The organism is Peribacillus sp. CSMR9 (assembly GCF_033141925.1).
Taxonomy (GTDB): Bacteria; Bacillota; Bacilli; order Bacillales; family DSM-1321; genus Peribacillus; species Peribacillus simplex_A.
This window is the reverse complement of record NZ_JAOPHO010000003.1, coordinates 210,067-222,572: the sequence shown is the minus strand read 5'-3', so window position 1 is coordinate 222,572 and position 12,506 is coordinate 210,067. Positions and strand designations below refer to the sequence as shown.

12 protein-coding genes are annotated in these 12,506 nt (G+C 41.1%); 9 read left to right on the top strand and 3 right to left on the bottom strand.

Features of this window, described 5'->3' with window-relative positions:
• The first annotated feature begins 58 nt into the window (after positions 1-58).
• The 3 genes from N9I19_RS25440 to N9I19_RS04195 all read left to right on the top strand — a co-directional run bounded on the left by N9I19_RS25440 (position 59) and on the right by N9I19_RS04195 (position 1,089).
• Positions 59-340, top strand: a complete 282-nt coding sequence (locus N9I19_RS25440; protein ID WP_486352016.1) for a hypothetical protein — start codon at positions 59-61, stop codon at positions 338-340.
• 123 nt (positions 341-463) lie between these two features.
• Entirely contained in the window at positions 464-589 is a 126-nt protein-coding gene (locus tag N9I19_RS25165) for a hypothetical protein (RefSeq protein ID WP_411730398.1), read from the top strand.
• 161 nt (positions 590-750) lie between these two features.
• Positions 751-1,089 carry a VOC family protein gene (locus N9I19_RS04195; RefSeq protein ID WP_317777059.1) on the top strand — a complete coding sequence of 113 codons (339 nt, stop codon included), beginning with the start codon at positions 751-753 and terminating at the stop codon, positions 1,087-1,089.
• Between the two features lie 233 nt (positions 1,090-1,322).
• On the opposite strand, the gene N9I19_RS04190 is transcribed toward N9I19_RS04195, so the two are convergent.
• A complete protein-coding gene (locus N9I19_RS04190; protein WP_317777058.1) occupies positions 1,323-3,155 on the bottom strand; it encodes a sigma-54 interaction domain-containing protein in 1,833 nt (610 codons plus the stop codon).
• Between the two features lie 185 nt (positions 3,156-3,340).
• Between N9I19_RS04190 and N9I19_RS04185 the strand changes: the two genes are divergently transcribed.
• The 6 genes from N9I19_RS04185 to N9I19_RS04160 all read left to right on the top strand — a co-directional run bounded on the left by N9I19_RS04185 (position 3,341) and on the right by N9I19_RS04160 (position 9,123).
• Entirely contained in the window at positions 3,341-3,544 is a 204-nt protein-coding gene (locus N9I19_RS04185; protein WP_284470386.1) for a hypothetical protein, read from the top strand.
• 85 nt (positions 3,545-3,629) lie between these two features.
• Positions 3,630-5,042, top strand: a complete 1,413-nt coding sequence (locus N9I19_RS04180) for a purine-cytosine permease family protein (RefSeq protein WP_289337402.1) — start codon at positions 3,630-3,632, stop codon at positions 5,040-5,042.
• 47 nt (positions 5,043-5,089) lie between these two features.
• Complete coding sequence (locus N9I19_RS04175) at positions 5,090-6,079, top strand: heme-dependent oxidative N-demethylase family protein (protein WP_317777057.1); 990 nt, start codon at positions 5,090-5,092, stop codon at positions 6,077-6,079.
• A gap of 12 nt (positions 6,080-6,091) precedes the next feature.
• Complete coding sequence (locus tag N9I19_RS04170) at positions 6,092-6,610, top strand: hypothetical protein (protein WP_317777056.1); 519 nt, start codon at positions 6,092-6,094, stop codon at positions 6,608-6,610.
• A gap of 29 nt (positions 6,611-6,639) precedes the next feature.
• On the top strand, positions 6,640-7,581 hold the full coding sequence (locus tag N9I19_RS04165; protein ID WP_317777055.1) for a PDR/VanB family oxidoreductase: 942 nt from the start codon (positions 6,640-6,642) through the stop codon (positions 7,579-7,581).
• A 48-nt stretch (positions 7,582-7,629) separates the two neighbouring features.
• Complete coding sequence (locus N9I19_RS04160; RefSeq protein WP_284470390.1) at positions 7,630-9,123, top strand: aldehyde dehydrogenase family protein; 1,494 nt, start codon at positions 7,630-7,632, stop codon at positions 9,121-9,123.
• A 360-nt stretch (positions 9,124-9,483) separates the two neighbouring features.
• Here N9I19_RS04160 and anmK read toward each other — a convergent pair whose 3' ends face one another.
• Both anmK and N9I19_RS04150 read right to left on the bottom strand, forming a co-directional pair.
• Entirely contained in the window at positions 9,484-10,650 is a 1,167-nt protein-coding gene (anmK, locus tag N9I19_RS04155; RefSeq protein WP_317777054.1) for an anhydro-N-acetylmuramic acid kinase AnmK, read from the bottom strand.
• 156 nt (positions 10,651-10,806) lie between these two features.
• Positions 10,807-12,417, bottom strand: a complete 1,611-nt coding sequence (locus N9I19_RS04150) for a glycoside hydrolase family 10-like protein (protein ID WP_317777053.1) — start codon at positions 12,415-12,417, stop codon at positions 10,807-10,809.
• Positions 12,418-12,506 lie beyond the last annotated feature (89 nt).

Genomic DNA, 12,506 nt, shown 5'->3' with positions numbered 1-12,506 from the left:
AAATACTTACATTGTGACGAAGTAGAAGGAATATCTTAATAAAAAAGCAGAAGGAGGAATGCCAGATAACAAAGTGACTAACAACATCACAACGAGCTTAGAGGGGCGGGATCTCGTCATGGAAGGTATATTTGACGGCCGCGGGACCTTGTTTTTAAAGCGTTTTCGAATTCTGAGCGATTGGCTAGCTGGTGGGGACCGAGTTGGTGGCAAACGGAAAATCGGGAGTTTAATTTTAAGCCTGACGGCGTATGGCATTATTGCATGCGATGCACAGATGAAAAACAAGGTGAATCTTATGGCCAAGAATCTTGAGGGAAAGCTGTTTATCAAGAAATAATCGTACCGGAGAAGATTGTCTACACGGACATGTTTGCAGGTGAAGAAGGCAACTCAGCCGGTGATATGCCTGTTACACTGGTAACGATGACGTTTGTTGAAAACGGGGGAGACAAAACTTATCATGAATTCTCGATTCGCTTCAGTCGAGGGACTTCAGCAATTGATGGGATTGGGTGTAGTCCAAGGATGTGCCTCACAATTTTACCGCCTCGACGACCTTCTTGAAAAGCTTCAGCAGATAGGGTAACAAGTAAAGGTGCTATTTAACAACTTCAGTCATATAAGAAATGCGATTCTTACTTAAGCAGGATCGCTTTTTCTTAAGCTGCTAAGGGCAGTGAAGCATGTGGAAAATTAACTTTTTTTACTGCGTGACGGAAAAGAATATAATAAAATAGGGGGGAAAGAATGAAGATCAATCACATAAATTTAACAGTTAATGATGTTGCAGCATCAAGGGAGTTTTTAGAAAGGTACTTTGGATTGACATGTGCAGGAAGTCGTGGAGATGGGTTTGCCGCAATGAGAGATGATGATGGATCCATAGTGACACTAATGAAAGGAAGCGATGTACAATACCCTAAGACCTTTCATGTTGGATTCATACAAGAAAATGAAGAACAAGTTAACAGGATCAATCAGCGATTGAAAGATGATGGATTCATGGTAAAACCTCCAAAACACTTACACGGATATACTTTCTATGTAGAAGCGCCTGGAGGATTTAACGTTGAAGTACTGTGTTAACGACTTACCTGGAAAGAACAGGATTTAATATTCCCTACATAAGCGTGGTCAATATCGAAAAATCAGTTGGGTCTAGAAATTGGCTGGCGTTAATGCCATTTTAAATCCTTTATGACATTCATGTATGAAAAAGCTGACTGCAAAAGCCCGTTCAAGACGGCTCATGACATCAGCTTTTCTTTTTTTTACCCTAGTCTCCAACCGGTTTGATAATGTATGGCTGCATCCTGAAATCAAACATGTATATTAAGCTGCTTACGGAGACGTTGCATTTCCGAATTGAAATAGGCTTTACTGTAATCACATCCAACAATAGCAACGATATTGCCGCCATCATCAATAATTGGCGCAAAGCTTGTTTTCCACTCACCGTATCTGTCTTCGTATATGGGAGTAACACCCGCTTTACCATTAAAAGCCTGGTAAGCGACATTAACCATCTCCGGGGGACCAATATATTCTTCCCCCGGTTCAATGACAAAGCCTTTGTCTGCAACGAGGTGAATCAGACGTCCATCCTCCGTCATGATAAATATAAAGACCCATTCAATTACGCCTTCCTTTTCTTGAATCATGGTAAGTTTTTGTTTTAATTTCTGGGAATAGGAAGTTTGCCGGTTCATATTTTTTTGTAGACTGATAACCTCTTCAGCTGGAATGATAGCTGCGGTTACAGCGGCAACGGAACGAAGTCGTTGATTTATTTGTTCTTCTAAAATGGCCCGTTTATTCACTGGTGAAAAGCGTGCTTCTTCAATTTTATTACGTAATTTTTTATATTTCCTGCTCATTGTCGGCTGACTGACTTCCAATACCTTTGCCGCTAGTTTTAATGATTTGTATTGTTCCATTGCCATGTTGATCAATTGTTCCTCCACAAGGTCGACTGCTTCTTGCAAGGGCATCAGAAAATCGATAACAGGTATTGAAGTGGGTTTGGGCCCTTTAAAAGGAAGGACCTCTTTAACCAAAGCAACATCCACTTCCGGCATTCCGCTTGTAACCACAAGCCTCTCAACTGTATTTTCAAGTTCGCGCACGTTACCGGGCCATTGATAGATACATAGTAAGTCGATTGCATCTGGGGCGAAAGCTACCTTTCGTTTGTACAGTGTATTGTACTTTTGTAAAAAAAATTGAACTAGATGAGGTATTTCATCTACACGATTCCTAAGCGGCGGAAGGTGGATAGGTACGACATGAAGACGATAATATAAGTCTTCTCGAAATTCACCTTTTTTCACCATTTTTTCGAGCGATTTATTTGTTGCGGCAATCACTTGAATATCAACAGGGTGTGAGGTCGTACTTCCAATTGGTGTAACAACGCGTTCCTGAAGGACGCGAAGCAGTTTTACTTGTACGTTAAGAGGTAACTCGCCCACTTCATCCAAGAATAAGATACCCTTATGGGCTAGTGTGAATTTTCCTTTGGCTCCGTCTTTCCTGGCGCTGGTAAAAGCCCCCTCTACGTAGCCAAACAGTTCGCTTTCAATCAAGTTTTCCGGGATGGCCCCGCAATTGACAGGTATAAATGGAAAGTCCCTTCTGTTACCCATATTATGTATGGCCCTGGCAGCTATTTCCTTTCCTACACCGGATTCCCCCAATAAAAGTACAGTTGCGCTGACATCACAAACCATTTGCATTTTATGCAGAACATCAAGCATGGGTTTACTGCGGATCACAAATGGAAAAGAGGGCTTCTTCGATTCCAAGAAGGGTCCCGATTGAGTCCTTGATGCATCTGGATAAGAGTCTTTAATTTCTTTGTAGGCCCAGACCCATTCGCCAGATTCAATCGGGTATGCCGTCATCAGCATCTCCGGACCCAGCCATGAGGACTGCATGAAAGATCTTTTTTCATTTTTGCCCATTACCTCTTCTGCCAAGCTTGTAGAAAATAAATCTTGTTCAACATCCTTGATGGAACCGCCGACATTAGCGGATTTGACTGTATGAAATAAGGAATTCCCTGTTCCGGTTGATTTCAGTATTGTGCCATTTTTATCTGTCACAATAAGCTGATCGTAAATAGACAAGAGTGCAGAGGTGAAGTGATCCATTATGTCTACCTGCCTTTCATTTAACTTCATAGTTTTTATATTACAGAAATTTCACAATTGTTCAATAGTTTCAAGAGTGAATATTCTTCCTATTGGGAACCCCTGTTAGCAAAGTGTTTCTGGTTGGCATGGTTATTGCAATAAAGTAAAGAGAAGGGACTAATGCAAAGGAGGGAAAAGCAATTTTGAATAAAGAGAATCAGTTTCAGCAGAATATCAATTCAGAAGATCCCTTTATTAAAAGTCTATATTCAGATTTGAATGAGCGGATCAATGCGTATGAACAGGAAGATGCCGTGAAAATCGACAAAATGAAATGGAAGGATGCGACAGGTTCTATTTTTCTCATGATTTTAATCATCTCTTACTTGGTCTATACACTTTTCTAAAGTAGTTTTGTTTAGCTCACCCAAAACAAATACAGTCTAGTTTCCAAGCGATACAATCATTATTTTATAGTTGGGAGAGAAGCGAGTGAGTAAAGAGAATTCCTCCATTTCAAAGGATGTGGCCTTTGGCTTTTTACCGGCAAGTAAAAGTGACCGGATTTTTAACCTTCGGGATTTAATTTTAGTACAGGTTGTTATTGGCCTCTCATCTTTTGGGCTGTTAACTGGTGGATACACAGGTACAATGCTTGATGCGAAGCAGTCACTTGCAGCGATTTTATTCGGTAACGCCTTCCCTATGCTGTTGATTGTTCCCATTACCCTTTATTTTGCGCGGTATGGCATAGATACTTTTGTAGGGTTTCGAAGTTCACTGGGGTATCTAGGATCCAATATCTTTTTCTTTGTTTTTCTTATTCTGACTCTCGGCTACATTTCCATTGCGCTTTTCATGTCCGGCCAGGCGTTAGCAGAGGCTGCTAATTGGATGGGGATGCCCGCCATTTTCTCAAGCCAAGCAACTGGAGCGCCGTTTTTCTCGATTTTACTCTTCATCTGTGCATTCCTTGTAACGGTGAGGGGACCGATAGCGATTCAAAAATATACCGCAGTAGCCGTTCCGGTATTTATGGTTCTCATGTTTGGCCTTCTTGCAATAGTCTTGTTTGGCCAGGGTTTCACTAACGTTGCTCATATACTTCCTTCCGAGCCATTTGAATCGAATTCTCGTTCATTCGCGACAGCCCTGGAATTAAATATCGGTCTCGGCTTCTCATGGCTTCCATACCTTGGGCAATACAGCCGTTTATCTAAAACAGAAGGAGGAGCATTTAAAGCAGGATTCTACAGCTATGGAATCATCGTATGTATCGCTGCTTTAGTTGGGGCCCTTGCTGCATTAGTCGCTGGTTCACTTAATCCTTCTGACTGGATGTTTTCCATCGCAGGAAGTTGGGGCGGATTCATTGGCTTGATTTTACTTTCGGTTGGGAATGTTGGTGCAGCCATTTTCCTTATGTACTCACAAGCTGTCAGCTTTAAAACTGTATTCCCGAAAAAGTCATGGATGGTTGCGATGGGAACAACCGTACCGGCTATATTCTTACTTCTAAGCTCGACGTTCTACGATGCATTTGGTTCATTCATTGCTGTCATTTCCTTTATTATGGCTGTTCTTGGCGGCATTGTCGTTGCAGATTACTTTTTTGTAAAGCGCCAACGCATTTCAATAAGGGATTTGTATGACACACAAGGCTCTTATACTTATTGGAAAGGCATTAACCCGTCGGCCGTTCTCACGGTGGTCATTGGAACGATCGTTTACTGGGCACTCTATAATCCATTGACTTTTGAAGCAAGTGACTTTTTCCTTCATACAGCTGCCGGAATTCCAACATACTTTGTCGCTTTAGTCACCTACTATGTTTCATCTAAATACATTTTCCGTTTTGAAGTTGACATGGAGCGTCCATCCGTTGAATTAAAGGAAGCTAAATAGATAAAAACTCACTTTAAAAAAACTAGGGAACGAGAGGAGATTGTTCAATGTTTACACAAAGTTTAGATTTCAAAACAACTGATTTAGATACATTCCCATTTCCATTCACTTCAGGTAACTATCGTTATTCAAACGATTTGAAAAGACTCTCAAACATTAACTGTATTGAAGTTACACCAGAATACAGACTCCAAGTGGAAACGAAGCGTCGTCTCCTTCAAGAGCAGCCGCATATAAGGTTTCAATCTTTTTCACACACAATGGAAATGCAATGGGAATTGTTGGAAATGCTCATCGACATGGCAGCTGATCGCTATCCGGAGCATTTCGAGGTCATTAAAGATGGAGACAACTGGACTTTCAAGAACCACATTTTCGGGGAATCCGATTCATTCGTTTATGGCGATGCCACCACGCTTCCAAATGAGCCGCTGGATTATATAGGCCGCCATTTCCACAATGATTTTGTTTTAATGGTTCATCGCGATAGTAATTTCTATTTGGAAGTGGGGCAAGTTTCATACGCCGCACTCTTCTCAGCTAACTGGAATAAAGGCATGTCCTTTGATGAGATCCATGCACCCGTTCCATTTGTATCGCGGAAAGGCGATGAACTGGCAGATCGCGTTCGTAAGTTTTTATTATCCATTGAGCCTGGAAAGCCATGGACACGCATCAACTGGAACCTGATGGCGGACCGTTGGGATGTCAACTATGAAACGATGGATGTCTGGGGACCGCAACGTTCTGAGATAACACCGGAAAATGCAGGTAAACTAGTACGTTTGCGTGTTGAAGAACAAAAATTTTATAACATGCCGCGGAGCAACGCCATTCTTTTCGTATTGAATACACAGTTCCTGCCACTGGAGGATTTGACATTGCGCCAGGAGTGGTTTGATCTGACATATAGCGTACTGCAGGATATTCCGGAACCTATGGCTGAATATAAAGGAATTGCCCCTTTTCTTCCGCAATCGGTCGAATATTTGAAGCGTATTGATGAAAAACAAAAAGCGAATCTAAACAAAAAGTAGGAGGATAGGGCCTTGTATAATAGTCCAGTATTGTTTGATAAATCCATTACGATCGTAAATCAATTTACTCCTCGGAATGAACGAAGAAAGTTTGTCATCATTTCTGATCAAGCTGGATATGAAAAGGCGAAACGTTTCACTTCTGAAATCGCAGGAACAGTGCCTGTTGAATGTCTTTCCATTAATGGAATGGAAGATAAAGAGGAGATTAAGAGATTCATCTTGGCACAAAAGATGGGCACCCAATTTTATATTGCGGCTGCATGGAACAATGCCGTAATGATCTTCTCGCTCGGGGTGGAAGCTGGCCTATCTGAAGCTGAGATCCAGACTGTGATTATCGGGCCTAAACGGCGGTACGTATATTGCATGAAATGTTTTGAAGTGTCGGAAGTCGAAGAAGAAGCAGAGATTGCAGAATGTGACCATTGCAGAGCAAGTCTTGAAATAGGACCTTTTTATTCTATAGTACGGGAAGGTTATATTGGTTACCCATTCATCCCAATCGGAAAAGAAGAAGTAGGGAGCTGATCGTCATGCGGGTAGTAGGAAATATTCAAATGAAAGTAAACAAGATCATTCAAGAAACTCCATTCGTAAAACAATTCGAGTTGATACCAGTTGATGGAAAACCATTGCCTGCTTTTACAGGCGGTTCGCATTTGACCACATTCATGCCGGCCGGGGATACGATATTCGAGAGAGAATACTCCCTTATCAGCAACCCAAGGGACCGTATAAAATATGCCATTTCCATTCGGCGAGATGGGGCGTCACGTGGAGGTTCCGCTTTCTGGCATGATCATGTACAGTTAGATTCCAGGCTGGAAGTCAGTTTCCCTAAAAACAACTTCCCTCTCAGCTTTCGAGCAAAGCATCATGCCTTTTATGCAGCTGGAATCGGCATCACCCCATTTCTGGCAATGATGGAAGACATGGCTGCCGAAGGGCAAACCTTCGAACTCCATTATGCAGCACGCACACCGGAGTTATGTGCTTTTTATGATTTGTTAAAAGCCAAATATCCTGATCAATGTACCTTTTATTTTTCGCAGGCAGAAGACAAACACAGAATGATGCCTGAGACGATGATGGATCATCGCATTGGCACACATGTATACTTTTGCGGACCTCTCGAGATGGTACAAGAGTATCGAAAAGCTGCCAGTTCATATGGTTATCCGGAACATGCGATTCACTTTGAATTATTTGGGACAAAAAATGATGGGCCTAAAGATCCTTTCATTGTCGACCTTACAGATAGCGATCGGTCCATTCACGTTCATGAAGGTGAAACTCTGCTTGATGCGCTTTTAAGGGAAGGAATTGATGCACCTTATTCTTGTAAAGTAGGCGGGTGCGGAAGTTGTGAGGTAGATGTTGCAGAAGGTGACGTGGTTCACCGGGATAACTTCCTTAGCGAAGAAAACCGTCAAACACGCAAGTCAATCTTGACATGCTGCTCACGTGCGAAGGACGACAGACTTGTCTTAAAACTTTAAAGATACCGTATAGGTTAAATAAAAAAATGAAAACCGGAGGCATAAAACATGACAATTTTAGAAACGGCAGTTATAGAACTGAAAAATTACATCAACGGTAAATGGCAGTCTGCATCTTCAAATGAAGTAATCAAGGTAATTAATCCTGCAACACAGGAAGTCATTGCAAGGGCTCCGCGTGCCACAAAGGAAGATACAGAAAATGCAATCTCAGTTGCGAAAGCAGCTTTCGAAAGTGGAATCTGGTCAGGCCTAACAGCACAGGAGCGTGCTTCCTACCTATATAAAATTGCGGATAAAATTGATGAACGTGCGGAAGAGTTAACGATTCTTGAAACAATGGACAACGGGAAACTTAAAGCAGAGGCGGGTTTCGATATTGCTGATGCCGCGGCGTGTTTCCGTTACTACGCTGGCTTAATCCTTCATCCAGAAGGTGAAACTTACCAAGTTCCAGCTCCCGTGCAGGCGATGGTTGTTCGTGAGCCAGTAGGTGTAGCCGGTTTAATTGTACCTTGGAATTTCCCTCTTTTAATGAGTGTCTGGAAAATCGCACCGGCACTTGCGGCAGGTAACACCATTGTTTATAAACCGGCTGAATTGACACCTGTAACAGCAATGAAATTATTTGAAATCCTAGAGGAAGTAGGCATCCCTAAAGGTGTGGCTAATATGGTGATGGGCCGCGGGACTGTTGTCGGTCAAACAATTGCAGAAAGCAAGGACGTTGACATTGTTTCATTTACGGGAAGTACGGATGTTGGCCGCTCTATCATGAAAGCGGCAGCGGGCAACTTAAAGAAAATTTCCCTTGAGCTTGGCGGTAAATCACCTAACATCGTTTTTGCAGATGCAGATTTAGAAACAGCCGTCGATTACGGATTATTTGGCATCTTCTTCGGTGCCGGCCAAGTATGTTCTTCAGGTAGCCGCATTCTAGTTGAAGAAAGTATTTATGATGAATATGTAAAACAGTATGTGGAACGCGCAAATAAAATCAAAGTAGGACCTGGCCTTGCAGAAGACAGCAACATGGGGGCAATTGTCAGTGAAGCGCAGATGAATAGCATTTTGAACTATATTGAAATTGGCAAACAGGAAGGTGCGACACTAGCAGCAGGCGGTTACCGTCTTGTTGATGAAGGCCTTGACAAAGGGTACTTCATTCCACCGACTGTCTTCACCGATGTAACACCTGACATGCGCATCGTACAAGAGGAAATCTTCGGTCCAGTCGTTGTCATCCAAAAGTTTAAAGATGAAGAAGAAGCTATTAAACTTGCAAATGATACTGACTACGGCCTTGCAGGCGGCGTCTTCACTAACGATGGCGCAAAAGGATTGCGCGTGATCAAGAAAGTACGGGCAGGCATCACTTGGGTAAATGATTATCATCCAACATATGTCGAGGCGCCATGGGGCGGTTACAAACAGAGCGGGATCGGACGCAGTTTAGGAAAATACGGCTTGGATGAATACCAGGAAATTAAACAAATCAACATTAATCTCGATGTAAAACCGGTCGGCTGGTTCCCAAATTAATCATATATCAGAGAGGAAGCAACCTGCTTTCTTTAATTAAACAAAAAAACCTAATCCAAATACGGATTAGGTTTTTTCATACTGCCGAGAAACTTTTATAGCCATAAAAAGGAATGTAAAGATGTTGTTTCTTAAGCTAATAATTACTGAGAAAATGGATTTGAGCATATAAAACACCATTGGTATGTTGAACTACCCACCACTTATCGGCTTACTGTCTGAGTGAAGTAGGTGATGCCTAAGAACATTAGACGGGGGGCCATAGCTATCATACCGAGTTAAGTTATGTCGAATTAAATGAAAAACCCCCCTAAGACATTTCTTGAGGGGAAGGGAGGCATTTATCTAACTTATTATATACTATGTTTCCTTACCAATTCGATGTGAAGGAGGGAAGTTCATGTTGCCAAGGATGACATCGAAGTCAGCTCCGGTAGCCTTGGGAACGTTACTTGTATTACCATGGAAAGTCTCATTTGCAAGTAAAGCGAAGGCCACCGCTTCTTTCGCTTCAGAAGAGTATCCCAACTCTTCTTGAGTTAAGACTTGAATAGAATTTCCAAGCATTGATCGAATCATATTTAATAACGTTTTGTTATAGCTGCCACCGCCGCCAATAATCACTTCTTCAATATTGGTCTTTGGAAAGATGAAATTTCGATAGTTCTCCACAATGGACTTTGCTGTAAACATCGTTACAGTTGCTAAAATATCTTGACTAGGAAGTGATTCAAACATCTTTAATAGTTTTACTACATATTGCTTGCCAAACAATTCCCTGCCAGTTGATTTTGGCGGAGGGGTCATAATATAAGGATGACTGATACAATAAGATAAAAGTTCGCCATTGATTTTTCCTTGTTTAGCTATGTTACCGCCTTCGTCATAGCTTATATTGAACAATTGGCGGCATACTTCATCAATGATCATATTCCCAGGCCCTGTATCAAAAGCATACATGTCATCAAGAGATGCTTGCTTGGGTAAGACGGTTACATTTCCAATGCCCCCTATGTTTTGAAGTAATCTTCCCTTTACTTCACTTCTATAAAGAATGTATTCGGTAAAAGGAACAAGAGGAGCTCCTTGGCCACCAGCTGCCATGTCCATCGTACGAAAATTAGAGATTACAAGTGTGTTTGTATCGTAAGCAATTACTGCGGCTTCCCCAATTTGCAAAGTGGAGGGTATATAATTTTGGTCCTTTAAAGGCTGGTGGTAAATGGTTTGTCCATGGGATCCAATAAGATCCAGTTTATTAATGGGAAATCCAGCTTTAAGACAAACTTCCTTTACCGCATTGGCAAATAATTTTCCTAATTTAAAATTCAAACTGCATATTAACTGCACATTGGATGTGTCCGCAGATAAAGACTGCATAATTTCTTTTTCAATATCTTTTGGAAAAGGGCATGTCATGAACTCAATCACTTCCAGTTCAGTCTCGAGTCCACTATTATCCACCCGAACAAGTGCGGCATCAATTCCATCCAATGATGTTCCGGACATTAATCCAACTATGTACATCATCATTCCACCTACTTCGATTCTTTTATAATCCTGATTTAGCATGAACATTATATGATACTAAGATAAGACCATTTCTAACATATTGTTTAATATATCTTACGTCCATTGTTCACTGACATGCGCCACTTGAACCGTAAAGCTATTTATTGAAGATTATTTTACGTTTATATTAATCTGTTTAGTTTGTTTACTTTCATTGTGGGTTCGGTCTAAGGCAGTCACAACATATGTGTAAGTCTTTCCTTTTTCTACACTGGGGTCATTAAACAATTGACGTTTATTTTCTTTATGCACTGTGGCAAGTAAGTTCGTTGAGTCTTCTATATTTCCTTTTTTCTTCCCATCAAAACGATAAATGGCATAATAGGATGCATCTGATTGCTTGTGATCGTGAATTTCAAATTGTATTCCATCTCCAGCTTGTGTTGCCTTGCTCACCTTTGGAGCCTTTGGGGCATGATCATCAATCCAAGGCATGGCAGGAACCAATGCGGGATGCTTATAAATATCCTCGCTTAAGCGATTCTTTATCCCAAGGGGGTTTTTCCGTAAATCTTTGGCACTGAAATGCATGCTTCCATCAAATTCCTTATATGTTCGATTCAGTTTTAACTGGTTTGGCATTTTTTCAGGATTGAACCAGTTTTGGACACCATTGGACTCTGTATTAATTTTATAGTCTCCTTGTCCAATATAGAGTTGAACATTTTTACCTTCGACTTCTTTTGTCCACCAATCAAGAAGTTTGGCATAGTCAGCTACTGGCAATCCTATATTCCAATATAATTGAGGGGCAATATAATCAATGTATCCATTATTGATCCACGTTCTGGTATCCGCATATAAATCATCGTAATTCGTTTGTCCAGCGGCAGTGTCAGATCCTGTGGGATCAACTGCTTTGTTGCGCCAAACTCCAAATGGACTTATACCAAACTTCACATATGATTTTTCTGCCTTGATTTCTTCATTTATATTCTTAACAAGGTTATTTACATTATCCCTTCGCCAATCCTCCACATTTGTAAATCTATCTGCTCCATATTTTTGATAGGAAATTTCATCTGGGAAAGGTACTCCTGCAATCTTGTAAGGATAGAAATAATCGTCCATATGGACTGCATCAATATCATAATTCTTAACAACTTCCATTATTCCATCGATCACAAATCGTTGTACGCCAGGAATGCCTGGGTCAAAGTACAACTGTTGTCCATATGGTATGACCCAATCAGGGTGCTTTCTAGCAGGATGAGATTCTGGAAGATTATCAATATCCGATAATTCAGCTGTCTTACCTAAAGGCATGGTAATGCGATATGGATTAAACCAGGCATGAAATTCCATATTATGATCATGTGCTGCCTCTACCATGAATGCAAGAGGGTCATACCCAGGGTCTTTTCCTTGGACTCCTGTTAAATATTTTGACCAAAGACCGTATTCAGAAGGGTAAAAAGCATCTGCAGTTGGTTTAATTTGCATAACGACAGCATTCATCCCCATTGCTTTTTGTTCATCCAAATATTTTATGAATTCTTCTTTCTGTGCTGATATGGATAAACCTGGTTTGGACGGCCAGTCAATATTTAATACAGTTGCAATCCAAGTTGCGCGCAGTTCCTGTTTTACATAAGTAGTTTGCTGAGGGATAGTCCCCGTTTCTGCATGTGCAATCAAATCGGATGGAAGGAGAAGTGAACCTCCCACCAAAGCGGCTAGCGCCAATGATCCTAATTTTCTCTTTGTAATTCTTTCATTCATCAATAGTACAACCTCATTTCATTACTAATATTTATATTTCATTATTTGTAAGCGTTAACAAATAATGAATATATGAATTTGTCACCTAT